The sequence below is a fragment of the Pelagibacterium nitratireducens genome (assembly GCF_037044555.1).
GTDB lineage: Bacteria > Pseudomonadota > Alphaproteobacteria > Rhizobiales > Devosiaceae > Pelagibacterium > Pelagibacterium nitratireducens.
The window spans coordinates 3,215,634-3,241,976 of sequence record NZ_CP146275.1 but is presented as its reverse complement, the minus strand read 5'-3'; the positions used below and the strand labels follow the sequence as shown (position 1 = coordinate 3,241,976).

Here is a 26,343-nt window from a genome sequence, read left to right as displayed (position 1 = left end):
GAGTGCCCAACAGGCATGCGCAGCATCAAGGACCAGACAAGGAGGATTTAGAGTGTCTCAGCGTCCCAATACCAACAAGCCGGCCAAAGGCCTGGACGGCAATCACCACATCACCGGCATCACGGCCGACGTGCAGGCCAATGTGGATTTCTGGAGCCGCATTATGGGTCTGCGGTTCATCAAGAAGACCCTCAACTTTGAAACGACCTTCCGCTATCACACCTATTACAGCGACGCGGACGGCACCCGTGGCAGCGTTGTCACCTTCCTCGAATTCAACGATGCTCCCAAGGCCACTCCGGGCAAGGGCAACCACGCGGCGGCCATTCTGCGCGTGCGCAGCCACGAGGCTCTCGACTACTGGATGGATCGTCTCACAAACGAGCAGATCTATTCCGAACTGATGCGACTCGATCCCACCCAACCGCGCCGCCTGGTATTCCAGGATTTTGAGGGCCATACAGTTGAATTGATGGCAACCGACGCCAAGGACAAGCCGCTGGCCTTCCCGGCTCAGGACATCCCCGAGGCTTACAGGGTTACGGGCATCGAGGGCATCCGGTCCTACACCACACTCGACGAGCTTCAGCCCTATGCCGAACACATGGGCTTCGTGCGCAACGACGCCATGCAGCGCTATGAGCTCAACGGCGACACCAAGAGCGCGCGCTGGTACACGGCGCCCGCACCTGAAGGAGCGTTCCAGGAGATCGGCGTGGGCCTGTGGCACCATCTGGCTCTGGATGCCGACGAGGATCTTTCAGGCTGGCGCGACTATTCGCATTCCGGCCCGATCCCGACCACGCCGGTCTACGACCACCACGTGTTCGACAGTTGCTATACCCAGACGCCGGGCGGGATCATCGAATTGTGCAGCGCGGGCCCGGGCTTCCTGGTGGATCAGAGCGCCAGTGAACTCGGCGAGCGCTTGGCGCTTTCAAAACGTGTGGAACCGCTTCGCGCGCGACTCGAGCGTGAACTGACGCCGATAACCAATCCGCGCCGTCCGGACGGCAGCCTCAAGAGTGAGCCGGCCACGGCGGGCGAGAAATCCAAGGGCGGCAAGGAAAAAGTGGCGGGCTAGCGCGCCATGCCTCGCCGCTATAGCGGCGAGGCGACCGGCTTTTTGGAGACACATTCCGGGCATGGCCGGCATCGACCCGATCGGTTTGTGCAGGAACGCGATGGTTTAATGCAGTTATTAGATGGGAGGGCTCGCCGGAAGGGGCGGGTACAAGGGAGACAATCATGAACAAGCTCATTTTGCCGCGCGGCATCAATCGCCGCCGGTTCCTCAAGGGTGCAGCTGGAGCCGGTACCGCTATCGCCGCGACCAGCCTGTTCACACCCGCTATCCGGGCACAGGCGCCCACCATCCGGATCGGCTATGTAACGCCGCAGTCGGGTGGTCTGGCCGGTTTTGCCGAAGCCGATCAGATGATGATCGAAATGTTCCAGCAAGCGGTTGCTGGCGGCCTTGCGATTGGCGGCACCACCTACAATGTTGAAGTTGTTGTCCGCGACAGCCAGTCCAACCCAAACCGCGCCGGCGAAGTCGCTCAGGAATTGATCGTCTCCGAAGGCGTCGACCTGATGCTGACCGCCTCGACCCCTGACACGACCAATCCGGTTTCGACTGTCTGCGAGCTCGAACAGATGCCCTGCATCTCGACCATGGCGCCGTGGGATGCATGGTTTATGGGCCGTCAGGCAAACCCTGCAAGCCCCGAGGGGTTCTTTTACACCTATCACTTCTTCCCCGGTTCGGCCGATTGGTTCACGACCTATACCAACATGTGGGCCCAGCTCGACGGGCTCAACCAGAATGTCGGCGGCCTTTGGCCCAACGATCCGGACGGAAACGCCTTCTCCGATCCCAATACCGGCTTCCCGCCATTCCTCGCCAATCTGGGCTATGACGTTACCGATCCAGGGCGCTATGCCAATCTGTCGGACGATTTCTCGGCCCAGATCGCCCAGTTCCAGCAGAACGATTGCGATATCGTGACCGGGCTGATGATCCCGCCCGATTTCACGACCTACTGGACACAGTCTCTCCAGCAGGGCTATCGCCCGCCGGTCTGCACAATGGGCCGTTGCATTCTGTTCCCGTCCGCCGTCGAAGCCTTGGGCGATCAGGGGCATAACCTCTCGACCGAAGTGTGGTGGTCGCCGAGCCATCCCTATAGCTCGTCGATGAACGGCATGAGCGCAGCCGAACTGGCTCAGGCCTTCACCGAACAGACCGGCCGCCAGTGGACCCAGCCGATCGGCTTTACCCACGCTCTGTTCGAGGTCGCCCTGGACGTGCTCAGCCGCAGCGCCGACCCCAAGGATCTCGACGCCAATACGGACGCGATCGCTGCAACCAACCTCGAGACCATCGTCGGTCAGGTCGCCTTCGGTCGTGACAACGTGCCGGGCTTTGCCAGTGCCAATGTGTCCACCACCAAATTGGTTGGTGGTCAGTGGCGTCTCGCCGATGAGGGCTATGATCTGGTGATTGTCGACAATCAGACAGCGCCGGAAATCGAAGTGGCAGGCGAGATGGAAGCCATCGCCTAGCAAAAGCCGCCCGGTCTCGGGCCAGGCGCGCTTTTGGCCGCCGCACCAGCTCATGGAACAATGGGCCGGCGCGGCGGCATTTTTGTGTTTGGTGATCGTCTCAACCAGGGGCAGTCAGTCGAACCGCCGACATACCGTCTCCACCGTCTGCGTTTGCCGCAATCGAGTGCTCCGTGCTCTCCAATGCTGGTGTTTGAAAAATTGAGCATTCGCAAAGGCCTCGTGTCCTTGACATCACGGCGCGGACTCAACAGAATGCGATATGCGAAAAAAAATTCGCTGAACGAAATAGTTAAAGGGTGGAGGCGGGTGGCCGCTGCAACACGGGCACTTTGCATCTGGCACGAGGCGCTGTCGTCGTGAGAGGAGAGGAACCGAACGGGGTTGACCTTCCATCGGGCGGACCTTGCCACTTGTGCCTGTCCTGCTTCCATTCTTTGCGTTACCAGAAGGCAATAGGTCCAGCATGAAGATCGGTCCAAACTCGACACGGCAAACAAGCATTTCCACCGCAACACCGGATCAGATCGTCATTCGCGGCAAGGACCTGTGCACCGATTTGATCGGCAAGGTCTCGTTTACACAGCATACTTGGCTGCTGGTCACAGGCAGCATGCCCTCCGACGCGCAGACAAGGGCGCTTGATGCCGCGCTGGTGGCGATCGCCGAACACGGCCTGGTGCCTTCGGTTCAGGCTGCACGCATCACCTATGCAGCCGCACCCGAAGCGGTGCAGGGCGCCGTTGCGGCCGGGATTCTTGGCTGCGGGTCGGTAATTTTGGGAGCCGCCGAAGCGGCCGGCGCATTCTTGCAGCAATGCATCGATGCGGGCGGAGACCGTCGGTCGGCCATCGAAAAGGTCGTGTCGGACCTGCGTAGCCAAAAGAAGGCCATTCCGGGCTACGGCCACCCCTATCACAAGGCTCACGATCCGAGGACGGGACGGTTGATCGAAGTCGCGCGGGAACTGGGCGTTTTTGGTGAGCACCTTGAAACCGCGCTGCTCGCCGAAAAGGTGATTCCTGAAATCACTGGTCGTGCTTTGGTGCTCAATGTCTCGGGTGCCATCCCTTCGCTGCTGCTCGATGCCGGCTATCCGCTGCTTGGTATGAAGGGCGTTCCGATCCTGGCGCGAACGGCGAGCCTGATCGCTCACATCCTCGAAGAGCGCAGCAATCCCATTGGCTTTGCCCTGACCGAAGCCGGGTCCGAGGTCATTTCCTACTCCGGCGAGGTGCCCGAAGGCTTCGTTGCGCAAGGGGCCGGGGAGTGAACGCCATGGATATGCCGCTTAAAAACATCAAGGTCCTTGAACAGGGCACGTTTATCACCGGTCCTTGCGCAGGCATGATGCTGGCCGACCTTGGGGCCGATGTCATCAAGGTTGAATCGCCCGATAGTGGGGACCCTTACCGCACCTATCAGGAAGGCAATTACTCGCCTCACTTCCAGGCCTATAACCGCAACAAGCGTTCGATTGCCCTGAACCTCAAATCCGAGGCAGATAAGAAAATATTCGACGAACTGGTGGCCGAGGCCGACGTCTTTATCCAGAATTTCCGCCCCGGTGCCGCCGAAAGAATGGGCGCAGGTTATGAGCGGCTGTCCGAGATCAACCCCAAGCTGATCTATTGTTCGATTTCGGGCTTTGGCAAGGACGGCCCTTACCGGGATCGCCCGAGCTATGACTCCGTTGCCCAGGCGTTGAGTGGATTTCTTGGCATCGTCACCGATCGCGAGCACCCGCGCTTTCTCGGGCCGGCCCTCGCCGATTCGATCACTGGTATCTACGCGGCCTACGGTGCCCTTGGCGCATTGGTCAGCCGCGGGATGGATGGAAAGGGCCGTCTGGTCGAAGTCTCAATGCTTGAGGCCATGACCCATTTTGCGATCGAGCCTTTCACGGCATTGTTCGCACTGGGAACAGCACCTGTGGGAATGGACCGGCCCCGCCTGGCGCAGGCCCATATTCTCAAGACCCGCGACGACAAGCTGGTGGCCATCCACCTTTCGAGCCCCGAAAAGTTCTGGGACCAGCTCACCGATGCGTTTGATGCTCCCTATTTGCGGGAAGACCCACGCTTTGCCACACGCCTCGCACGCATCGACAATTACGAGGCGCTCGGGGAAGAGCTCACTGCCATCACCCGTCAGCGTGACCGTTCCGAATGGGCCGCGATCATGGAAAAATTCGACGTGCCCTTCGCCGCAGTCAACGAGGTCGAAGAGGTGGTGGACGATCCGCAAGTCAATCACCTTAATCTCATCGTTCCCATGGAAAAAACGGGTCAGGACGGGGCCGATCGTGCTGTGCGTCCGGCAGTGACCGTCGACGGCAGGCCGTTCCTCGATGTTCGTCCCGCCCCACGGCTCGACGCCGACGGCGAAACGATTCGCCAAAGCCTGGCGAACGGCAAGGGCTGGCCAGACCCGACCGCCAGTGCGGGCAGGAGATCCGAAGCGACAGAATAGCAGGAGGCGAGCATATCGGCTCGGACTTCCAAATCTATATCTATTGCGTTTTCGATCCGGACAGGTGGAGCCCGGTTTTCCCGAAAGCGCTTTGGCCGGCACGGAGCCGGTAGCGAACGGTTCCTCCCCGATTGCGGGGCGGCTGTACTAACCGCGCTGTTGGGAGACAGAGGCGGGTTCAAAGGAGGAGATGAAAATGATGACTATCAAGAGAGCCTTGATTGGCGGGGTGGCTTCTATCGGCATTCTGGCAGCAAGCGTGGTGCCCAGCCTTGCGCACCATTCGTTCGCCATGTTCGATGGCAGTCAGATCAAGGTGTTCACCGGTGTGGTGACGCGGATCAATCCCGACGCCAACCACCTGCAGATTTTTTTCGCCCCGCTCGATGACGAACGGCGTGCAGTGATCCGGAACGATGATGGCGAACCCCAGATCTGGGCCGTTGAGATGAACGGTGCGGCGCAGGCCGCCCAGGACGGCATTTCGGTCAACGGCTTTGCTCCGGGCACGATCTTTTCGATCGGTCTGCATCCGCTGCGCAACGGCCAGCCCGGCGGCGATCGTGGCGAATCCGCGCTCTACAAATGCCCCGCCAACACTCCGCCCGCCGCGGGCGACCATTGTTGGTCCCTGGCCGAAGCGACCGCGCACGGCGATGGGGAAATTCCCCATGAGGGCGAACTCGAAGAAGAATACGTCCCCGAATAAGCTGGAAGACATCTGATCCGCCGTCGCCGTTCTCGCGGCGGCGGATTTGCCTGATGCCGCAGCTTTCGTGCAGGACAACCAGTGCCCTGTTTCTAAGGTGGGGGCAGACGCATCAGGAAAGATTAGACATGAAAGCAGCCGCATCGCTCGTTATGGTCCTCATAGCCGGGATTGCCCAACCTGCCCAAGCCCATTTCCAGACACTCTATACGTCCGATCTGACTGTCTCGGGCACCATGGATTTGCCGCTCAAGGCCATCTTCTGGCATCCCTTTGTCGGCGGCCCGAATGTGGATATGCCGTTGCCGCTCGAGGCGTTCGCCATCAATCGCGGAGAGAGAATCGATCTTCTCGAAACGTTTGAGGAGATTGCGTTCGAAGGGCCGGAAAATTCAGCGCTTGCCTATGATCTGACCCTGCCCGTCACGCGCGCCGGAGATTACGTAACGGTCGTGGTCGGCGATCTCTATTTCGACGAGTCTTCGGATTTGTATGTTCAGCAGTTCACAAAGACGATCGTCAATGCCAGCGGTTTGCCCACGGACTGGAACCAGCCCGTGGGGCTTCCCACCGAGATCGTTCCAATGACCAAGCCATACAACGTAATGGCCGGTTCGACCTTCACCGGCAGATTGTTGAGCGACGGCAAGCCGTTGCACAATTATGAGATCGAGATTGTTTACCTCTCAACCGAGCCGGACATGAACACCAATGTTGCCGCGTCATCAACGACGCGGGCACCGCAAGGCGGCACGCTGGTTGCGACGACCGATGAGAACGGTGTTTTCACCATCGGTCTGCCGCGCGCCGGGTTCTGGGGTTTCGGAGCGCTTGGGGCGGGGCCGCAATACCGACATGAGGACGGCACCTACATGTCTCAGGACGCCATTTTATGGGTCCAGGCGACCGATCTTTAGATCGGGCGCACCTCTCGCGGTTGCGTAGCCGGGCAGAAAAAGAACGCCGGAGCAGTTGCGCCCCGGCGCCTGTCAACGCGTATATGTCAGTAAGTGCCCAGCGTGATGTCCCCGCTTGCCAACACAGTGCCTGCGTCATCAAGCGCGGTGACCTGGGCCGAATAGGTGTTACCGTTGCCGCCCGAGCACGGGGGCATATATCCTTCTGCAAGGAAGTCACCCGATGTAGCGTTGGGGGCGGCGACGAAGGCCGGCTCGGACAAAGCGTCTGTCTCGCCGGGCACGCTGGGGAGCGAAACCATCCCATCGGCCGGGGTTACGTTGAACCCTATGGTGCCGTGGCCACCATTGTTCATGGGCTGATAGGTTTCGTCCGAATAGGCAACGTGAATTTCGGTCGTGCCATCAGGTACGCCCGAGACGTTGAGAGCGGGCGTGGCTCCGGACCCGCCCTGAAGGCTGCAATGCTGACCGTCCGGAACGCTCTCGCCGGTCCACTCCGCATCTGCGAAAGAAACCTCAAGCGCGTCCTGGGCGAAAGTAGGCGCAGTGGCAAAAAGCACGGCAGCGGCCACTGCGGTGCCAAAGAGCTTTGATGTCGTGGTCATTTCTCGATCCTTCCAGATGGAATGGTTTAGCCAATGCAAGAGCACACCGCGGGCACTTGGGCGTCAGGCTCGAGCCGGCAGGCCAGCCCTTGCAGTGCTGATCGCCGATACAGTCAACAGGTCGTGGAAAGGCTTTGCCTGCACAAAGCCAGCACGTTCTTTGCATGATCGACGCTGGGCGGTCATAGGTTCAAAGAGTGTGACGCCTGTGAGCAGAGGCGCTGGCACCGATGAGGGAAGGCGACGCGCTCTTACAGGATTTTGCAGGTCACGAGCGGTTCATGCAGGCGCCAGCATCTTTGGTGGCCCTATGCTTGTGTCCAAAACCACGAGGAGAAGCAATGTCCACGCGTGATTTCAACGAGCATTCGATCACCGACGCGGTGGTGGAACGATTTGCCGACACCCCCGATCCACGCCTCAAACAGATCATGCAGGCGCTGGTTCGCCATGCCCACGCCTTCGTCCGAGAGGTGGATATGAGCCAGGACGAATGGATCAAAGCCATCGGCTTTCTCACCAGAACCGGCCATATCACCGATGACAAGCGCCAGGAATTCATCCTGCTTTCCGATACGCTCGGGATTTCCATGCTCGTCGATGCCATCAATCACCGCATGCCCGAAGGGGCGACCGAGACGACGGTTCTCGGGCCGTTTTACGTCCAGAATCCGCCGCTCAAGCCGGCCGATGCCGACATTTCAGGTGGCGAACATGGGGTGCCGCTCTATGTGACAGCGACCATTGCAGCGCCCGACGGTATGCCGCTGGCCGGGGCACACGTAGACGTGTGGCAATCCGATGAGGATGGGTTTTACGACGTGCAAAAGCCGGGCGACGATCCCAATCTGCGCGCCCGTTTCACTGCCGACCAGAACGGTAAGGTCAGCTTCTGGACCATCGTCCCCAAATTCTATCCAATCCCGGCCGATGGCCCGGTTGGCGACATGCTCAAGGCGACCGACCGCCATCCCTACCGTCCAGCGCATATCCATTTCATGATCGACCATGAAGGCTATGAGACGCTTGTGACCCATCTTTTCATCGAGGGTGATCCCTATCTCGACAGCGACGCGGTGTTCGGCGTCAAGCAGTCGCTGATCGTCTCGCTCGAAGACGGAGCGGGCGCGCCGCCCGCCGCAGCCAACAAGCCGTCCGGGACCATCTGGAAGCGGTTGGACCACAATTTCGGCCTCAAGCCGGCACTCTGAGAGGAGTATCAAACATGTTGGAAACCGACGTCCTGATCGTGGGGAGCGGACCGGCCGGATCGACAACGGCCGCGCTGCTGTCGAGCTATGGTATCGACAACATTCTGGTCACCAAGTACCGCTGGCTTGCCGACACTCCACGCGCGCACATCACCAACCAGCGGACCATGGAGGTGTTGCGCGATCTGGGGCTTGAAGAGCAGGCCATGCTGCAGGCGACGCCCAACAACCTGATGGGCAACACGGTTTTCTGCACTTCGCTGGCCGGGGAGGAACTGGGGCGGCTGAGGGGCTGGGGCACGGATCCGCTCAGCCACGCCCGTCACCGGATGGCCAGCCCTACCGAAATGGTAGACCTGCCCCAAACCTATCTCGAACCGATCCTGTTCGGCGCAGCATGCGCCCGGGGCACGCGCGCAAGGCTATCTACCGAATATATCGATCTCGTCGAGGACGAAAGTGGTGTAACAGCCACCGTGCGCGATCGCATGACCGATCAGACTTACCAAATTCGTGCCAAATACCTCGTCGGAGCGGATGGCGGCCGCTCAAAGGTTGCCGAGGATATCGGGCTGCCGATGCAGGGCAAGATGGGGGTCGACGGCTCGATCAACATCGTCTTCAAGGCCGATTTGTCTAAATACGTCGCCCACCGGCCCTCCGTACTCTACTGGGTGCTGCAGCCGGGATCGAATGTCGGCGGCATCGGCATGGGACTGGTGCGCATGGTGCGGCCCTGGAATGAATGGCTGATTGTCTGGGGCTACGATATCAATGCCGAACCACCCCAGATCACCGAGGATTTCGCACGCGGCGTTGCCCATTCCCTGATCGGGGATGACACAGTGCCCGTTGAGATCGTCTCGATGTCGCTCTGGACCGTCAACCACATGTATGCCGATCGGTATTCGAGCCGAAGGGTTTTCTGCATGGGCGATGCCGTGCACCGCCATCCACCCTCAAACGGGCTAGGATCAAACACGTCGATCCAGGATGCCTTCAACCTCGCCTGGAAGTTGGCTCTTGTGCTGCGCGGTCAGGCAGCGCCCTCGTTGCTCGAAACCTTTACCCAGGAGCGGGCGCCGATCGGCAAGCAGATCGTCGACCGCGCCAATCAGTCGATCGGAGAGTTTGGTCCGATATTTGAGTCCCTTGGTTTGCTCGAAACAAGCGAGCCCGTTGCCATGGTCGCCAATATGGACGCACGCAAGCGGGACACCGCAGAAGGGAGTCGGCGCCGCAAGGCGTTGCGCGAGGCCATTGCATTCAAACGCTATGAGTTCGATGCCCATGGTGTGGAAATGAACCAGCACTACCAGTCTCAGGCGGTGGTGGCGGGCGATGCAACACCATCAAATTTTTCTGAGGACCGCGAGCTGATCTATCAAGCCACGACAGTCCCAGGTGCCCGTTTGCCCCACGCATGGATCGAGCGGGACGGGAAATCGGTCTCTACCCTCGACGTGACCGGGCATGGCCAGTTCACGCTCATCACCGGCATTGGCGGCGATGCGTGGAAAGGTGCGGTTGATGCCGTGCGTGAGCGCTTCGGCGTCGACGTCCGCGTTGTCGGCATCGGCCCTGACCTAGACTGGGAAGACCATTTCGGCGATTGGGCGCGTGCAAGGCACATAGAAGATAATGGCGCGATTGTTGTGCGGCCGGACCATTTCGTCGCGTGGCGGTCTCAGGACCTTGCCCTTGAACCGGAGCCGGCCTTGCTAGCCGTATTCAGCGCTATGCTGGGGCGTTGATCGCGCCAAAAGCGGTTCTGGCCAAGTCCTTGTAATACTTAAGTATATAGGACTTGCGTCCCGCCGCGCGGGCTGTCTGGTTCGGCTTCTAACCCAAAGCCTGTTTTGTGCAGAACTCGGATCACTAACATGCAGGCCAGCCGCCCCTTGCTTGGCCATCATCGCCCCGGACGCCTGTGAGCGTGCATCCAGAGCCGTGCGTCGGATGGAGCCGCCGGTACTGGTCGATTTGAGGGAGGACCATATGACGATTTCAAAAATAGGCTTTGCGACAGGTGTGTCGGCGATCGTGCTGACATTGGCCGCTGGCCCCGCCATGGCCCAATGGGCCAGCGAAGCCGAGATGATCGAGGCTAACCCCGATCTCACATTCTATGATCCATATGAGGCCGACAGCCAAGCCCGCGGCTGGGCTTACGTCGATGCGCGCGAATACCAGCAGGTCGGCGCGTCCGGCGAGAACGTCGCTGCAAGCGACGGCAATTCTCCTGAAGGTGTTGAGGCGCTTGAGCGCGATCTTTACACCTCCGACGATTTCTATATCGACGCTGATCTGTGGGACGATCCGCGCTATTTCCGCTGTAACTCGCCCCTTGCCAATGAATCGATGTGGGGCGCCTATGGTGGCAATACGGCCAACGGAGACAACCCACCCCTGACCACCTCCTGGGGTTTTTGCGACCGCGGCTATCCGCGTGAAGGCATCATCAGCCCCTATCCCTTCGAGACCGCTCAGCAGCAGTACGAAGCGCTAATGGCAGAGGCCGAGGCCGACGGCGGCCCGACCGAGTACAGCTATGAAAATCCCCCGCCCAACTGGAGCGGTCGCTACCAGCGCATGGGAGGGTTCGGCCCCAACCAGGAATGGGGTTACGAGAACTGGTGGTGGGGCCGGATCACCCAGATCCCGACCATGCTCTCTGTTCTGACCGAAGAGTATCAGACCCGCGTGGTCCAGGAAGCCTATCATCAGGGCAACACAAACGCCGCCCAATGGCCGAGCCAGTATTGCTGGCCTGAAGGCATGATGCGCCGCTGGCACCAATTCTCCGTGCAGCAGCCGCATCAGCTCGTGGTGACCGAGAACCTGGTGCAGTGGCTTATGGGCACCGCCGACAACTTCCTGCTCCAGTACAATATCGGCCGCGAGTTCAACATGGAGGGCGCCGTGCCGCGCCTCGGCCAGGACGTGCCCCGCTGGTACGGTGAATCGGTAGGCTTCTGGGATGGCGATGCGCTGATTACCTGGACCTCCAACATCCAGGGCTGGGTGACCCACAACGCGTTCGAGCATTCCGATCAGCTCCAGATTATCGAGATCTTCACGCCGATGGAGACCGAAAACTTCTCCGGCCTGCATCACGAGGCGATCTTCTATGACCCTGCGGCCCTGACCGTGCCGGTGCGCCAGATTCAGTGGTATCAACAGCTCGACCAGCTCGACGAGGTTGATCCCTATATCTTCATCGAGTGCAACCAGACGATCTTCCCGATCGACGGGCGCGCGCAGCCGGTCTCGCCGGGTCAGACCATCGAATACACCATTCCCGATCGTTTCGGTCGCCCGTGGGCCACGATTCAGGAGGAGCATTTCGAGCAGGACATGCAGCGTCCTGAAGCAGAAGCCCTCTTCGGCTTTTAGGCGAAACCGGAAAATGGCACCGGGGCGGAAACGCAGCGCCCCGGTGTGTCGCGGGCACTTGCCGACCTGGAGATGAATGGTTTCCTGCCCTCCAGGCCACAAGAGGATAGCCCGAAAGGAGGAGATGAAAATGATGACTATCAAGAGAGCCTTGATTGGCGGGGTGGCTTCTATCGGCATCCTGGCAGCAAGCGTTGTGCCCAGCCTTGCGCACCATTCGTTCGCCATGTTCGACGGCAGTCAGATCAAGGTGTTCACCGGTGTGGTGACGCGGATCAATCCCGACGCCAACCACCTGCAGATCTTTTTCGCCCCGCTCGATGACGAACGGCGTGCAGTGATCCGGAACGACGATGGCGAACCCCAGATCTGGGCCGTTGAGATGAACGGTGCGGCGCAGGCCGCCCAGGACGGCATTTCGGTCAACGGCTTTGCTCCGGGCACGATCTTTTCGATCGGTCTGCATCCGCTGCGCAACGGCCAGCCCGGCGGCGATCGTGGCGAATCCGCGCTCTACAAATGCCCCGCCAACACTCCGCCCGCCGCAGGCGACCATTGTTGGGACGTAGAGGGGGCCACGTCCCACGGCGATGGGGAAATTCCCCAAGAGGGTGAGCTCGAGGAAGAATACGTTCCAGAATAAGCGCTGGCTGACAATTGCTCCGCTGCGGCCCTGCCGCGGCGGAGTGAGCGCCGCACGTGCCGGGCATCCCGGCACACCACAAGATGAAACGGCATGAAGAAATTGAGGATACACAGCCATGCATGAATTCGCCTCTTGGCTGGCAGGCACGGCGTTCAGCCAGACCATTGCCTCCAGCCTCTGGATGATCCCGGCCATCCAGTCGGTACACATCCTCACCTTTGCTGTGCTGATCGGCGCGTTGCTGGTCGTCGACCTGCGGATTCTCGGATTCGCATCGAAAGACCAGTCGCTTGTTACAGTAACGCGCCGTTACGCTCCGTGGGTGTGGGGATGTATTGCAGTTCTTGCAGCCACCGGCCTGCTTCTCATCGTCGGCGAGCCTGCCCGCGAGCTCCTGAGCTTTTCATTCTGGGTCAAGATGAGCCTTCTGGTTATCGGAATCATAATCGCCGCTGCCTTCCAGATTCACGTTCGCAACAATCAGGCGAGTTGGTCCGAGACCGAAACGGTGCAGCCAGTCACCAAAATCTTCGCGGTTTTCTCGTTTTTCATCTGGGTCGGGATCATCGCCATGGGCCGCCTGATAGCGTGGGACGCCGACATCTGGGGCAGTCTGTCGCCGCAGCCTTAAGGGACCGAGACAATGGATTTTTACAGTTTTTTTGCGGCCATCGAAAACTCGGCCATCGGTGTGTTCGTCCGCGAAACGCTCAATGTGCTGCCGATCGTCAATGTCTTTCATGTTTTGGGGATCGCGCTGGTGTTCGGGACGATCTTCATGGTGGACATGCGTCTGATCGGCCTGCAGTCGGTCACTCGCCCGGTCAGCCGGGTCGCCAACGATCTGCTCAAATGGACTTGGATTGGCTTTGCTCTTGCGGTTGTGACCGGACTTTTGATGTTCGCAGCAAATGCGACCACCTTCTACATCAACCTCCAGTTCCAACTCAAAATGGTCGCTCTGGCATTTGCTGGATTGAACATGGTGGTGTTCGAACTCATCACCGCGCGGAACATGGCCAATTGGGACACTGAGCGTCGGACGCCTCCGGCCGCGCGCTTCGCCGGGTTTGCCTCGATCTCGATCTGGGCTCTGGTCATTATCCTGGGACGCTGGATCGGCTACACCAAGGGCTTCAACTTCTCGGCGCCTCCACCGGCCGACCTTGATCTGGACAATCTTTTCGGCGCCATATCATTTGCGCAGACGGCGATTGGCTGAAGGGGAGGAAATGATGAGGCAAAAAGGCATTCAAGTTCGCGACCGTCTGTCCTATGGGCTGGCGATTGCTGCGGCGGGCTTGGTGGGCCTCGCCGCCTTTCCCGTATTTTCTCAGGACGTCCAGGAGGGTGGACCGGTCGAAACCGATTTCGCTCCCTACGCTCTGGGCCGGGCCAGCGAGGAGATAACCAGCAAACTGGAAAAACCCTGGCGCACCGATACGGTGACCATAACCGTCAACGGGCTGGTCGAAAATTACGGGCAAATGGAATATAAGGTTACTATGGAAGAGGGCGATATGCTGCTCTACTCCTGGACGGCCTCCGATGACATCTATTACGAAATGCACGGACATCCGCTCTATGAAGATGGGACCTATGGTGACGCCATGCTTTATCGCGACGAGATGGGCAATCAGTCTCACGGTTTCGTTCGTGCACCGCTTCAAGGCATTCACGGCTGGTATTTCGTTAACGATTCCTTCGATACGCCTATTGAAATCGAGCTGACGCTGGCTGGAACATATGAACTTGAGCCGGGCATTATCGGCCAGTCACGCTGACGGCTTGCTGCAGTAGCGGAATGGTTCGGCACTAACGTGCTCCAATTTGGCAGAGTGCCCATGAGATTTCCAATGTGCGCAAGCCGTTTTGTTCTTCCCATGGCACTTCTGTTTGGCGCTCCGGCCGTGGCGGTCGGCCATCCTTCCTATGCCATGTATCTGATGGACCAGGAGATGGTTCTAGTGGGAGAGGTCAAGGATTTTGACTACACCATTCCCCATTCATGGTTGCAGCTCGTCATTACCGGAGGCGACGACGCAGAGCAGGATTGGGCAATCGAGATGGAAGGGGTGCCGCAGCTTTTTCCCCGGGGTATCCGCCAGGATTATGTGATGCCGGGCGACCGGATCACCGTGCTGGTCCATCCGATGCGCGGCAACCGGCCCGCCGGGCTCTGGCAAGGGTCGGTCGACAGTCAGGGCAGGACCTTTGGCCGGGCCGAGGGACTGGAGCCGCCCGACCCGGAATAAGTGGATCCTAGGCAGCGTTTGCACGCTCTGCGGCGTGTTCGTGGTGGTTTCCCATCACAAGTTTTGGTCCACTCGCGGGCATCCGAGCCAGATCGAAATCGAACGAATTGTCTTTCTGGCTGAACGAGAGCAGCCGGGCCGAGTTGAGAATGAAGGCAAGCTCGGATCCCACATGGATCAGCACCGCCGCCACGGGGCCGACAAAGCCCAGCATGACCGCCATGATCCCCAGAATATCGATGGCGATCGTACCGGCAAAATTGAACAGTATGATACCCCGAGCTCGCCGTGCGAGCATGACGGTCTGTGCGAAACGCTCGAGATCATTGCCCAAAAGCACGATGTCGGACCGCTCGCGCGCCACTTCGGTGCCCGATCCCATCGCGACCCCCACATCGGCAGCCGCCAGCGCCAGCGTGTCGTTGATCCCGTCTCCGACCATTGCGACCTTGCTCTTGCCGCCCACAAGTTCGCGGATGTGATCGAGCTTATTTTCAGGCAGAAGTTCGGGCCGCACGTCGTCTATGCCGAGCTTGGCACCCATGGCCTTTGCGACCGGCGCACTGTCGCCGGTCAGGAGAATGGTGCGGATGCCCATCTTGTTGAAAGCGGCAATGGCGCGGCGCGCCTCCGGCCGCTCGCGGTCGGCAATGCCGATCGCACCGAGCAATTTTCCGTCCTGGGCTACATGAACCCAGGTCGTTGCCTCCTCGCGCGGTCCAAAATCGGCCAGTGATACGCCGTTTCGCTCCATCCAGCCCGCATTGCCGACCACGATAGCACCCTTGGGGCCAATAGCAGAAATGCCCATGCCGGGGGAATAACTGAATGAACTGGGTTCGACTATGGCCGTTCCGGCTGCGCGGGCACGCCCCACTATGGCCTTGCCCAGCGGGTGCTCGGATCGGATTTCCGCAGTTGCCGCCGCCGCCAGAATCTCGGCTTCGCTTGCGCCCGGCACTGTGGCAATCGAGGTCACATCAGGTTCCCCGAAGGTCAGTGTGCCGGTCTTGTCGAGCACGATCGTATCGACCTGGCTAAGGGTTTCCAGATGCGTGCCGCCCTTGATGATCGCGCCGAGCCGTGCCGAACGGCCGATGGCACCAAGGATGGCAAGCGGCGTGCCCGCAGCCACGCCACAGGCGCCGGCGACGATGATGACCGCAATGGTCGAGGATATATTGCCGCCCGAAATGAAGTATTCGATCGCCGCAAAGATCAGCGCGACATAGACGATATAAGCCGCAAGTTTGTCGGCGTAGCGCTGAACTGGCGCCCGCGAACGCTCGGCCTGCTCGATGGCGGCAATGATCCGGCCATAGCTTGTGTCGCGTCCGATACGCTCGGCGCGAATCTCAAGGGCTCCGGACTGATTGATCGATCCGGCATAAACGCGGGTGCCGGCGATTTTTTCGACCGGCATGGATTCACCGGTGATGCGGGTTTCATCGACAAAGGAGTTACCCCCGGTCACGGTGCCATCGATAGCGACAAGCGCGCCGGGCTCGACCAGCACAGTATCCCCAACCGCTAGGTCTGCCGTGGAGATGGTGTTGACCGAACCCGCGCGCCGCACCGAAACCTCGCGGGGCAGCAACTCGAGCAGGTTCTGGATGGCGCGCCGTCCGCGCTCGACCGTCATGCCCTCAAGCACTTCGGCGATCAACACGAAGAAGGTGATGACCAGAGCCACGAAGAAATAACCCGTGTAGGTCGCCGCGAGGATGGCGATGACCATGGAAAGTTCCATTGTCATCTGTCGCCGCCTGATGGATTCCCATGCCTCCACGAAAAGCGGCCAGCCGCCAAACAAAAGGCCCACCAGCGCATACCACGAGAAGGGAAGGAATATATTTGACCCGATCATCAGCAGTGGTGGATTGGCATCGGGCAGACGAAATTGAACCGCAGCCGCGCACAGCCCGGCAACAACAATCCGCGCAATCACCATAGGTGAAAACTCGTGGTCGTGATGGTGGCCATGATCGTGCCCGTGGGAGTGATCATGGTGGTGATGATGATCGTGGCCGTTTTGGTGGCTGTGAGGCGCCTCGGGCGCGTGGTCGGTCATGATGTATCATCCTCTCCAGAAAACCGGATGCATCCGCCTTTTCCCCTGCGGCGGCAGAACTTTGCGCGAAACGTGCAGAAGTGCAGCAAAGTTGTGCAGGCGCCGAGTCTGCATGCGGGTGTTGGATGCACCGTGACCATTACACTATCCACCCTCGCGCTGATTGCCTGCACGATCATCCCGGCAAAACTGCACGAACCGATCATGCGATCGGGGAGCCTTGATGTGTCACGCGGTGCCAAATGCCACGTAATGAGGAGAAGCCGGCATGCATGACAATCCCCTCGAGAGCCTCAGGCTTGGGAATGGAGATGACCTGACAATCGTTCTGGTGCACGGCCGTACCCAGTCGCCGCAGGATATGAAGGGTCACGCCGAACGCCTGGCGCTCGAGGATGTGACCTTCCTCTTCCCGCTGGCCACTGGGAACACGTGGTACCCTGGACCCTTCATGGCTCCGATCACGGACAACGAGCCAGCCCTGTCCGCAGCTATTGCCCACTACGAGTCTATTGTTTCCGATCTTATCGCCAAGGGGACACCAGCCGAACGGATCATCGTGGGAGGGTTCTCCCAGGGCGCTTGCCTCACGGCGGAATTTCTAGCCCGCCATCCCCGCCGCTACGCCGCCGCTATTCTGTGGACAGGCGGGCTGATCGGGCCGGCCGGAACGGTCTGGCCTCTGCGCCCGGCGCTCTCGGGAATGCCTGCCTGCATTAGCACAGCCGAAAACGATCCCTTTGTCCCTCCCGAGCGTGTGCGCGAGACTTACGATTGGTTGCGCCAGAGCGGCGCCAAGCCCGAACTCGAGATTTTCGAGGATCGTGAGCATGGTGTGCTGGACGTGGAAATTGCCACTGCACGTCGCATGATCGAGGCGGCGCGCTAGGCATACCCAATGAGCGTTTTGTGCAGGCCCGGACATGCGACTTTGGTCGATGACGACTGGATAATTCGGGTTCACGGAAACAAATTACATTCTAAAAACAAAAACATAACTGGCGTTACTCTGTCGAGCACCTCGGCGGCTGTGCCCCGGAAACGGAGATAGGAGGCGCCAGCGGGTGATGATAACGTGCAGGACGCCGCTCGTTCCGCTGTGGAACTTTGTGTGGCCCGGCACGAGGAGGTGCCGACGGCCATAATCAGTCAGGCGTGTAAACCCGGTCATCCGGGGAGGGGCAGAGTATCGCTTTGCCGGCGTTAGTGACCCGGCGGGCAAAAGGACTTTTGGGAGGAGTGGAGATGCGCGCAAGCGTACCCTTTGGCGTGGAAGAAACTCATGGGGTTCTGGGACAGAAGCCGAACAAAACGGCAGCATCCAGTGACAATTACAACTGGAATTCAATCTATGCGTCTTCGCAGAGTGAATTTCCATTCGAGGCGTTTTTTTCCGCTGTCGATGACCAGTTACTGGTTCTTCATCGCAGCGGCCCTGTTGCTGTCGACCGGTTGAACGGGGATCGTGCGCAGAGGAGAATCGTTCCGGCTGGCGGCATTCACCTGGTGCCCGGCGGCATGAGCTTCGGTTTCCGGCTTTTCGAAAAGCTCGACACGCTCCACGTCTATGTCCGCCGCGCCGTGATCGAGGAAGTCGCCGCCGAAATGGTTGTGGGCGATCCCACCAACATCGATATCGTTGGAGAATTCGTCGATTCAGACGTGCAGATGAACAATCTGCTTCAGGCGGTGATGTTTGCCCTCGAAGATGGCGACTATGCCACCTCACTTTATGTCGACTGCCTGGCGCGTGCGGTTGCCTCGCGCCTGGTGCGCAATTATTCCAGTGCGCGCCTGCGACAGGCCTCTTCTTTTTCATCGGGTTCGATCGGGGGGCCGATCGTCAACGAGGCCATCGCCTATATGCGTGAAAACCTGGATCGCTCCATCGGGCTCGACGACATAGCCGCCGTCATCAATCGCAGCCCGAGCCATTTCGCGCGCCAGTTCCGCAATGAGATGGGCACACCACCCTATCAGTACTTGGTCAATCTTCGTCTCGACAAGGCACAGTCGCTCTTGCGCGACACGCGGATGTCGGTCGCCGAAGTCGCCTTTGAATGTGGCTTTACCCACCAGGAACATCTCACACGCCTGTTCAGGCGGCGTTTCCAGACAACCCCCGCAGCCTATCGGAAATCGTGCCAGAATTAGGTCTTGGCCGAAGGCTCGAAGAGATCGGATCGCAAAGATTGTTTTGTGCAGGTTCCCCCGCGAGAACGTGCAGGAGAGAGGTGGCGCTAGCAACTAGCTTCCAGACTCGGAAGGCGCAGCACTTCGCGTCCGGAGGAGTTTATGTATCCGTTTGTCTATCAAGCACTTTCCCAACGCGTGGTCTTTGGTTCGGGAACCACCGGCCAGGTGGTTGACGAGCTTGGGCGAATGGAACTCACAAGAGCGCTTGTTCTGACCACGCCGCAGCAAGAAGAAATAGGCCGGCAAATGGTTACGACGCTTGGCGCGCGGGCTGCGGGTCTTTTCGCCGGGGCTGCTATGCACACTCCCATCGAGGTCACCGATGAGGCGCTCAAGCAGATTGAAGCGGTGGGCGCAGACTGTGTCGTATCTATCGGCGGAGGCTCGACGACCGGCCTCGGCAAGGCCATCGCGCTGCGCACCGATTTGCCGCAGATTGTCATTCCTACCAGCTATGCCGGCTCGGAAGCGACACCGATCCTGGGTGAAACCAAAAATGGCGCCAAGACCACACAGCGCTCTATGAAGGTGCTTCCCGAAGTCATCGTCTACGATGTCGACCTCACAATGAGCCTGCCGGCCAAGATGACCGTGACATCCGGGCTTAACGCCATCGCGCATTCGGTCGAGGGGCTTTATACCCAGGACCGCAATCCGATCATCTCCACCATCGCCCAACAGGGCATTGCCGCCCTGGCGCGCGCGCTGCCGGTTATCCATCAGCGGCCCGACGATGCCGAAGCGCGTTCGGATGCTCTTTATGGTGCATGGGCCTGCGGCACCGTGCTGGGGGCGGTCGGTATGGCGCTGCATCACAAGATCTGTCACGTCCTGGGCGGCAGTTTCGAGTTACCGCATGCCGAAACCCACACAGTCATACTGCCACACGCCACAGCCTACAACGAGCGCGCCGTGGCGCGGGAGTTGGGGCCTGTTGCCGATATTTTTCAGTCCGAAAGCGCGGCATCTGGCCTTTGGTCTTTCGCGCGTCGTCTCGATGCGCCCATGACGCTTGCCGAGTTGGGCATGAAACAACCCGATCTAGACCGTGCGGTGGAGGTCATGATGAGCAATCCTTACTGGAACCCGCAGCCGCTTGCCGAGGAGGAGTTGCGCGGTCTTCTTGACGACGCCTTCTTCGGGCGGGCGCCGGGAACCAGCCTTTAGTGGAGAGAGAATTGATGTTGCAGCAGACAGGTATGGTCGAATGCTTCTCGAACTGAAATCGGTTTCCAAGCGGTTTGGAGCTGTCGTTGCGGCGGAGGGAATCGATCTTGCCGTAGCGCAGGGCGAGGCTCTTGGGATCATCGGGGCCAATGGCGCCGGCAAGAGCTCGCTGTTCAACCTCATCACCGGAGTGTTGAGTCCCGACGCGGGAACCGTTTCTTTTCAGGGCCAGGAGATCACCCGTTCGAGCGTGCGCGATCGGTGTCGCAGCGGTATCGGTCGCTCGTTCCAGATCCCCCAGCCTTTCGAAACGCTCACTGTTTTTGAAAATCTGATGGTTGCGGCCGAATTCGGCTCCGGTGATTCAGAAATGGGACTGGAGGAGACTTTTGCCATCCTCGAAATGACGGAACTGGCGGACAAGGCCAATATCGTTTCGGGCAAGCTCACTCTTCTCGATCGCAAGCGACTTGAACTGGCGCGCGCCCTGGCGACCAATCCTGACCTGCTGCTGCTCGACGAGATCGCCGGCGGCCTGACCGAGGGAGAGTGCCTGAGGCTGGTTGAACTGATCGGCTCGCTGCACAAGCGCGGCATCACGATCATCTGGATCGAGCATATCGTCCACGCTTTGCTTTCGGTCGTCTCACGGCTGATCGTGCTCGAGCGTGGCGTGCTGATCGCGCAGGGCGAACCCAAGGCAGTCATGGCCGATCCAGCGGTGCGGCGGTCCTATCTGGGCATTGAGGAGGCGGCATCGTGAGTGCGTTGCTCGAAACTGAAAATCTCGAAGTGTTTTACGGTGACTTCCAGGCGCTTTTCGGCGTCGATGTGGTGGTCAATGCCGGCGAAACGGTAGCCATCATCGGTTCGAACGGGGCGGGCAAATCTTCGTTTCTGAACGCATTGTGCGGGCTCAACGCCTCAAAGCCCGAACAGATTCGTCTTGAAGGCGTATCGGTGGGCGGTACACCCGCCTTCGACATGGTGCGCAAAGGTGTGGCGCTTGTGCCCGAGGGGCGACGTCTTTTCCCTTCACTCTCGGTCGAGGAAAACCTCTTGGTCGGCGCGCACGGAATGAGCGAGGACCGCGGATGGACGCTCCGGGCCATTTATGACCTGTTCCCGATCCTAAAGGAGAGGCGTAATCAGCCCTCGACAACCCTCTCGGGTGGCCAACAGCAAATGGTTGCCATCGGTCGCGCACTGATGAGCAACCCCAAGGTGCTGCTGTGCGACGAAATCAGCCTCGGGCTGGCCCCAACCATCGTCAAGGACGTCTATATGGCGCTCGCAGAGATCAAGCGGCGGGGAACAACGGTATTGATAGTCGAGCAGGACCTCTCCGCGGCGCTCGACGCTGCGGACCGGGTGTACTGCTTCATGGAAGGGCGGGTCAGTCTTGAAGGCAGACCAAACGAGCTGACACGTGAGCAGATACAAGACGCATATTTCGGGGTTTAGGCGGCTATGACGTTCATCAACACGATCATTCAAGGTGTGCTGCTGGGTGGGCTTTATGCTCTTTACGCCGCCGGGCTGTCGCTGATCTTCGGCGTCATGCGGCTGGTCAACCTCGCGCATGGCGACTTCATCGTTCTTGCCGCCTATGTCATCCTGGCGCTGTCATCGGCGTTTTTTATCCCGCCCTTTTGGGCGATGCTGATTGCGCTGCCCTTTCTTTTTGCATTGGGCTGGGCGCTGCAGCGGGTAATTCTCAATCGAACGGTAGAAGAAAACCTGCTGGTTCCCCTGCTGGTCACGTTCGGGTTGCAGATCATTATCCAGAACGGGTTGTTGGAAGGGTTCACCGCCAACAGCCGCAGGCTCAGTCTTGGCGGCATCGAGTCGGCCTCCCTTTCAATCGGCGGTATCAGCGTCGGAGTCATGCCGCTGTTTACATTCGCGGCTGCAGTAGCGGTTATCGGTGGGCTTTCAGCGCTTTTCTATATGACCGCACTGGGGCGTAAGCTGCGTGCCACCTCTGACAATCGCACTTATGTGCAGATCGTGGGCATCAATCCCCACAAGGTCTTTGCTATTGCCATGGGGATTGCCTTCATCGTGATTGCCATTGCCGCATTCTTCATGGGTGCACGCTCCAATTTCGATCCGTCCCAGGGACCGGCACGACTGCTGTTCGCCTTCGAAGCCGTGGTTATCGGCGGACTGGGCAGTCTTTGGGGGACGCTGGCCGGAGGCGTCATTCTCGGCGTGTCCCAAGCTATTGGCGCTGCGATCCACCCCCAGTACCAGATACTGGCTGGTCACATCGTTTTTCTGCTGATTATCCTGTTCAGGCCGCGTGGCCTGTTCCCCAAACAATAGGTGCGCAGGCACACCATGAGTTCACAACAAAATACCACCACCAGCACCAAAGACGTTCACGCCAAGGATGCATTGAGCGCCGCCAAGGGTCGCTATCGCGTCGCTGTAGATACGAAAGCATCTCGGATTGGCATGGTCATCATGGGTCTTGTGGTCCTGATCCTGTTCGCCGCTCCCGGGTTTGTCGAGCGCGCGCTACTTCAGGATCTCATTCTGATCCTGATGCTGATCGGCCTTGCCCAGTGCTGGAACCTGCTCGCCGGCTATGCGGGGCTGATCTCGGTTGGTCAGCAGGCTTTCGTCGGCGTGGGGGCCTATGGCATGTTTTACGTCGTCATCATGATGGGGGCGGATCCGCTTTTGTCGGTGCTGATCTCGGCGGTGTTTGTGGCCCTGCTGTCCATTCCGGTGGGTCTTGTGGTTTTCCGCCTGCAGGGCGCCTATTTCGCCGTTGTCACCTGGGTGGTTGCCGAGGTGTTCAGGCTGATTGCCGCAATCTGGCCCGCACTCGGCGGCGGTACCGGCACGGCGCTGCCGCGCTCTGCCACCTCCGAGATGATCGGGCTCGACTTCGCCGCCGAACTTTTCGGTGTGCGGTCGGCCGCCGCGCGCGAGATCGTCATTTATTGGGGTGCCCTGGCCGTGGTGGCGATGATCGTCATCGTCGCCTATTTCATGCTGCGCTCGCGGTTGGGACTGGCGCTCTCGGCTATCAAGGATGGCGAGATCGCCGCCGAAAGCGTCGGGATCGATATCAACGGCACCAAGTTCCTTGTCTATGTCTTCGCTGCCTTCGGTGCCGGCTTGATCGGTGCGCTCTATTTCCTCCAGCAGGCGCGCGTCTCCCCCGATGCCGCCTTCTCTGTGATCGACTGGACGGCCTACGTCATCTTCATCGTGGTTATCGGAGGATTGGGTACCATTGAGGGGCCGATCATCGGGGCCATTGTGTTCGTGCTTCTGCGTTCATGGTTCTCGTCTTTCGGACCCTGGTATCTGATGTTCCTGGGGCTGCTTGCCATTGTCATGATGCTGTTTGCGCCCAAAGGGTTGTGGGGAATGTTCTCTTCGGCAACCAACATCCGCCTTTTCCCGACGCGTAAGCGCCTGGAGCGTGACGACAGGGAGTAGGGCGTCACAGCCACGGCACTTCGACAGGCGCTCAACGACCATCGCCGAGGTGAAAAGCCTTGTATTTTCAGTTGCTTGCGCATCGGCGGGGTATTGGGTTGTTTCGTGCAGAACTTCGTAGCGGATTATGCAGGTCCGCTCCTGGTCCACTGGTTAAGTTTTCTCATGGATGTGGGAAAGCCAAGCCCTTGCCCTATCCGGTTGAGAGCTGTCGCCAAAGCACTGGCGGGCGGCTTGGGAAGAGACAATCGCAAAGAGGTCCGGCGATAGTCCGGTACAGAAAAGGTATAACATGCGCGACGAACATAAGCTCGTTAAGGGTATCCACCACGTTACATCGTGCGTGGGCGGAGCCCAGGAGGACATCGATTTCCTGACGCAGGTCGTAGGCCAGCGTATGATAAAGCAGACCGTTCTGTTTGACGGCCAGGTCCCGATCTATCACCTCTACTACGCCAACGCCGATGCCGAAATCGGCACCGTGATGACGACATTTCCCTATCGTCAGGATGGCCGGAAGGGACGCAAGGGGACCGGTCAGGTTGCCGTGACGGCTTATAGCGTTGCCGAGGACAGCCTTGACTTCTGGGCGCAGCACCTCGAGCGCCACGGTGTCAAGAATTCGGGCGTCAAACGCCTGTTCGGCAGGGATCGGATCTATTTCGAAGATCCCGTCGGCCTGGGTTACGAAGTGGTCGGCGACAACCGTGACAGTCGGAAAGGCTGGACCACCAACGAAATTTCCGAGGCCAATTCGGTCAAGGGTTTCAACAATGTCGTGATGACGGTTCGCGAAATCCCATCCATGGAAGCCTATTTGGTCGATGCGTTGGGCTTTGAAAAAACCGGCCAGGAAGACAACTACCACCAGTACGAAATCAACGGCGGTGGCCCCTGCAAGACAGTGATCCTGCGTGAAGATGCCGACACACCGCAGGGTTCCTGGACGTTCGGTGAAGGCACAGTGCATCACGTCGCCTTCCAGGTCGAAAATGACGACACCCAGAAGATGCTCAAGGACTGGCTCGAGGGTCTGGGCTACACCGACGCCTCCGAGCAAAAGGACCGGAACTACTTTCATTCGGTCTATTGCCGTTCGCCGGGGGGAATCCTGACCGAATTCGCAACCTGCGATATCGGCTTTACGACCGACGAACCTCTCGAAGAGCTGGGCAAGAACCTGATGCTGCCGCCCTGGTTCGAAGATCGCCGCGCCGAAATCGTCGCGCCGCTTGAGCCGATCAAGGTTCCTCGATAAAAGCCATCTGAATCACGGTCAGGGGCTGGCGAGCGATCGCCGGCCCCTTTCGCTTCTGCCGACTGCAGTCGTCCGGTCGGCGACATTTAGCTACTGTCGTGAGAGATCCTCGGCTGGGCGAACTGGAATGACAGTCGTCAGCCTTGACGTACCAAGCCGCGGCCTTTTTCCAGCGTATTAATCCCGAGGGCGGTTTCGAGCATGCGCGGATTGTTGGCGAGGTCGGCAATCGTATATTCGGCAAGCACATTAAAGAACGCGTCGAGGGCTCTGTCGAGTGCCTTGGTATAGGCGCAGCGATCGCGGAAGGGACAGGTTTCGCGCTCGTGGCCGAAACACTCGGAAAGCTCGAACCCGTCCTCGGTAAAGCGCATGACATCGAGTAGATTGATATCCTCAGGCCGTCTGGCCAGCCTTATGCCGCCGCGCCGGCCGCGGACGGTTTCGAGGACTCCGTTCTTGGTGATCGGAAAAATGATCTTGAACAGGAACATGTCCGAGATGCCGAACACTTTTGCGATATCGGCGACACGGCTGAGCTCGGGGGCGTGCACTGCACAGTAGACCAGCGTCCGAACTGCATAATTGGTTTGTTTGGAGAGCCGCACCGAAAAATTCCGCCAGCCGCGCGCTAAAGGTTCGGAAACATGGCTGCCACGCCGGCCTGCACCATTACGGTCAGGCCAACGCCGGCAACCATGCCGCCGACGACGCGGGCGTTGGCATAGAGCTCATCGCCCCGCCACAGCATGAAGGCGGCAAACATCGCACCGGTCGCAACCACGGCCTGGATTATGGCAAAGCCGAGCAGGTAGCCGCTGATGGAAACCGTGACGCTGCCCACGATCGCCTGGGCGTAGAGGCCGCCGTGCAGAATGCCGGCCAGAACGAACGCGCCGGTATCGACAAAGCGCATGCATGGCTTGCCAAACGCCAGGGCCAGACCCAGCGCTAGCAGCGCGGCGTGAACCAGCCAGGCATTGAAGGGGATCGCGTTCCCGCTCAGCATCAGCAGGCAACCCAGTATGGTACCCCCCACGAACCACGCCGGCTGGAACTTCGATGCCTGGGTTACGGCAGCAAACACACCCACCGCAACGATAAAGGCAAAGTGGTCGAAATTGATGATCGGGTGGGCCAGCCCGGAGAAAAAGCCTTCGCCGAAATTGATCGGTTGCCGTCCGCCAAGAGCGTGGTGCGCGAGAGCGGGTGTGGCGACAGAAAAGATTGCAATGGCGCTCGCCAACAATGGCCGAATAATGCTCAACATTGGCTCAAAGTTCTCTGTGATTGTGGCTTGGCGTATATTTCTCGACTTCGAAGTTTTTCACCGAACCTGGAGCCGCACAATCGGCAAAAACAGAAGAATGTGCCGTTCTGTGCAAGCTTCGTGCAGGACAGGGCCATGTTCGA

At 59.5% G+C, this 26,343-nt stretch carries 27 protein-coding genes; 23 read left to right on the top strand and 4 right to left on the bottom strand.

Going from position 1 to position 26,343, the window contains the following annotated elements; all coding sequences use genetic code 11:
- Positions 1-52: 52 nt before the first annotated feature.
- The 6 genes from V6617_RS15920 (at position 53) to V6617_RS15895 (ending at position 6,663) form a co-directional block, all read left to right on the top strand.
- Entirely contained in the window at positions 53-1,084 is a 1,032-nt protein-coding gene (locus V6617_RS15920) for a VOC family protein (protein ID WP_338607903.1), read from the top strand.
- A gap of 164 nt (positions 1,085-1,248) precedes the next feature.
- Positions 1,249-2,565 carry an ABC transporter substrate-binding protein gene (locus V6617_RS15915; RefSeq protein WP_338607902.1) on the top strand — a complete coding sequence of 439 codons (1,317 nt, stop codon included), beginning with the start codon at positions 1,249-1,251 and terminating at the stop codon, positions 2,563-2,565.
- Positions 2,566-3,031: 466 nt separating this feature from the next.
- Positions 3,032-3,838 carry a citryl-CoA lyase gene (locus V6617_RS15910; RefSeq protein WP_338607901.1) on the top strand — a complete coding sequence of 269 codons (807 nt, stop codon included), beginning with the start codon at positions 3,032-3,034 and terminating at the stop codon, positions 3,836-3,838.
- Between the two features lie 5 nt (positions 3,839-3,843).
- Complete coding sequence (locus V6617_RS15905; protein ID WP_338607900.1) at positions 3,844-5,037, top strand: CoA transferase; 1,194 nt, start codon at positions 3,844-3,846, stop codon at positions 5,035-5,037.
- 196 nt (positions 5,038-5,233) lie between these two features.
- Positions 5,234-5,746: a DUF6152 family protein gene (locus tag V6617_RS15900; RefSeq protein ID WP_338607899.1), complete on the top strand. Its 513-nt coding sequence runs from the start codon at positions 5,234-5,236 to the stop codon at positions 5,744-5,746.
- A gap of 128 nt (positions 5,747-5,874) precedes the next feature.
- Entirely contained in the window at positions 5,875-6,663 is a 789-nt protein-coding gene (locus V6617_RS15895; RefSeq protein WP_338607898.1) for a DUF4198 domain-containing protein, read from the top strand.
- A gap of 86 nt (positions 6,664-6,749) precedes the next feature.
- On the opposite strand, the gene V6617_RS15890 is transcribed toward V6617_RS15895, so the two are convergent.
- Positions 6,750-7,271: a hypothetical protein gene (locus tag V6617_RS15890; protein ID WP_338607897.1), complete on the bottom strand. Its 522-nt coding sequence runs from the start codon at positions 7,269-7,271 to the stop codon at positions 6,750-6,752.
- Positions 7,272-7,612: 341 nt separating this feature from the next.
- On the opposite strand from V6617_RS15890, the gene V6617_RS15885 reads away from it, so the two are divergent.
- The 8 genes from V6617_RS15885 (at position 7,613) to V6617_RS15850 (ending at position 14,779) form a co-directional block, all read left to right on the top strand.
- Positions 7,613-8,482, top strand: coding sequence for an intradiol ring-cleavage dioxygenase (locus tag V6617_RS15885; RefSeq protein WP_338607896.1), 870 nt, complete (start codon positions 7,613-7,615; stop codon positions 8,480-8,482).
- A gap of 14 nt (positions 8,483-8,496) precedes the next feature.
- Positions 8,497-10,236, top strand: coding sequence for an FAD-dependent monooxygenase (locus V6617_RS15880; protein WP_338607895.1), 1,740 nt, complete (start codon positions 8,497-8,499; stop codon positions 10,234-10,236).
- Between the two features lie 244 nt (positions 10,237-10,480).
- Complete coding sequence (locus V6617_RS15875) at positions 10,481-11,878, top strand: hypothetical protein (protein WP_338607894.1); 1,398 nt, start codon at positions 10,481-10,483, stop codon at positions 11,876-11,878.
- 130 nt (positions 11,879-12,008) lie between these two features.
- Positions 12,009-12,521: a DUF6152 family protein gene (locus tag V6617_RS15870; protein WP_338607893.1), complete on the top strand. Its 513-nt coding sequence runs from the start codon at positions 12,009-12,011 to the stop codon at positions 12,519-12,521.
- A 118-nt stretch (positions 12,522-12,639) separates the two neighbouring features.
- Entirely contained in the window at positions 12,640-13,155 is a 516-nt protein-coding gene (locus V6617_RS15865) for a DUF6644 family protein (RefSeq protein WP_338607892.1), read from the top strand.
- Between the two features lie 12 nt (positions 13,156-13,167).
- Entirely contained in the window at positions 13,168-13,746 is a 579-nt protein-coding gene (locus V6617_RS15860) for a DUF6644 family protein (protein WP_338607891.1), read from the top strand.
- A 10-nt stretch (positions 13,747-13,756) separates the two neighbouring features.
- On the top strand, positions 13,757-14,308 hold the full coding sequence (locus V6617_RS15855; RefSeq protein ID WP_338607890.1) for a hypothetical protein: 552 nt from the start codon (positions 13,757-13,759) through the stop codon (positions 14,306-14,308).
- Between the two features lie 99 nt (positions 14,309-14,407).
- Entirely contained in the window at positions 14,408-14,779 is a 372-nt protein-coding gene (locus V6617_RS15850) for a DUF6152 family protein (RefSeq protein ID WP_338607889.1), read from the top strand.
- 7 nt (positions 14,780-14,786) lie between these two features.
- Here the strand turns inward: V6617_RS15850 and V6617_RS15845 are convergent, their stop codons facing one another.
- Positions 14,787-16,730 (bottom strand): cation-translocating P-type ATPase, encoded by a 1,944-nt coding sequence (locus tag V6617_RS15845; protein WP_338607888.1) that lies wholly within the window; start codon positions 16,728-16,730, stop codon positions 14,787-14,789.
- A 12-nt stretch (positions 16,731-16,742) separates the two neighbouring features.
- On the opposite strand from V6617_RS15845, the gene V6617_RS15840 reads away from it, so the two are divergent.
- From V6617_RS15840 to V6617_RS15800, 9 genes are all read left to right on the top strand, one after another.
- Positions 16,743-17,126 (top strand): hypothetical protein, encoded by a 384-nt coding sequence (locus V6617_RS15840; protein ID WP_338607887.1) that lies wholly within the window; start codon positions 16,743-16,745, stop codon positions 17,124-17,126.
- Positions 17,119-17,739 (top strand): alpha/beta hydrolase, encoded by a 621-nt coding sequence (locus V6617_RS15835; RefSeq protein WP_338607886.1) that lies wholly within the window; start codon positions 17,119-17,121, stop codon positions 17,737-17,739. Before V6617_RS15840 ends, V6617_RS15835 begins: the two co-directional genes overlap by 8 nt.
- A gap of 356 nt (positions 17,740-18,095) precedes the next feature.
- Positions 18,096-19,004 (top strand): AraC family transcriptional regulator, encoded by a 909-nt coding sequence (locus tag V6617_RS15830; protein ID WP_338607885.1) that lies wholly within the window; start codon positions 18,096-18,098, stop codon positions 19,002-19,004.
- A gap of 141 nt (positions 19,005-19,145) precedes the next feature.
- The gene (locus V6617_RS15825) at positions 19,146-20,213 is read left to right on the top strand and encodes a maleylacetate reductase (protein WP_338607884.1); all 1,068 of its coding nucleotides are present in this window, start codon (positions 19,146-19,148) and stop codon (positions 20,211-20,213) included.
- Positions 20,214-20,253: 40 nt separating this feature from the next.
- Positions 20,254-20,976 carry an ABC transporter ATP-binding protein gene (locus tag V6617_RS15820; RefSeq protein ID WP_338607883.1) on the top strand — a complete coding sequence of 241 codons (723 nt, stop codon included), beginning with the start codon at positions 20,254-20,256 and terminating at the stop codon, positions 20,974-20,976.
- Entirely contained in the window at positions 20,973-21,677 is a 705-nt protein-coding gene (locus V6617_RS15815; RefSeq protein WP_338607882.1) for an ABC transporter ATP-binding protein, read from the top strand. Before V6617_RS15820 ends, V6617_RS15815 begins: the two co-directional genes overlap by 4 nt.
- Positions 21,678-21,683: 6 nt before the next feature.
- Positions 21,684-22,541: a branched-chain amino acid ABC transporter permease gene (locus V6617_RS15810; protein ID WP_338607881.1), complete on the top strand. Its 858-nt coding sequence runs from the start codon at positions 21,684-21,686 to the stop codon at positions 22,539-22,541.
- Between the two features lie 132 nt (positions 22,542-22,673).
- Positions 22,674-23,672: a branched-chain amino acid ABC transporter permease gene (locus V6617_RS15805; RefSeq protein WP_422394838.1), complete on the top strand. Its 999-nt coding sequence runs from the start codon at positions 22,674-22,676 to the stop codon at positions 23,670-23,672.
- A gap of 292 nt (positions 23,673-23,964) precedes the next feature.
- Positions 23,965-24,930, top strand: coding sequence for a ring-cleaving dioxygenase (locus V6617_RS15800; RefSeq protein WP_338607879.1), 966 nt, complete (start codon positions 23,965-23,967; stop codon positions 24,928-24,930).
- A gap of 137 nt (positions 24,931-25,067) precedes the next feature.
- Here V6617_RS15800 and V6617_RS15795 read toward each other — a convergent pair whose 3' ends face one another.
- Complete coding sequence (locus V6617_RS15795; RefSeq protein ID WP_338607878.1) at positions 25,068-25,538, bottom strand: Rrf2 family transcriptional regulator; 471 nt, start codon at positions 25,536-25,538, stop codon at positions 25,068-25,070.
- 23 nt (positions 25,539-25,561) lie between these two features.
- A complete protein-coding gene (locus V6617_RS15790) occupies positions 25,562-26,200 on the bottom strand; it encodes a HupE/UreJ family protein (protein WP_338607877.1) in 639 nt (212 codons plus the stop codon).
- Between the last annotated feature and the right edge of the window lie 143 nt (positions 26,201-26,343).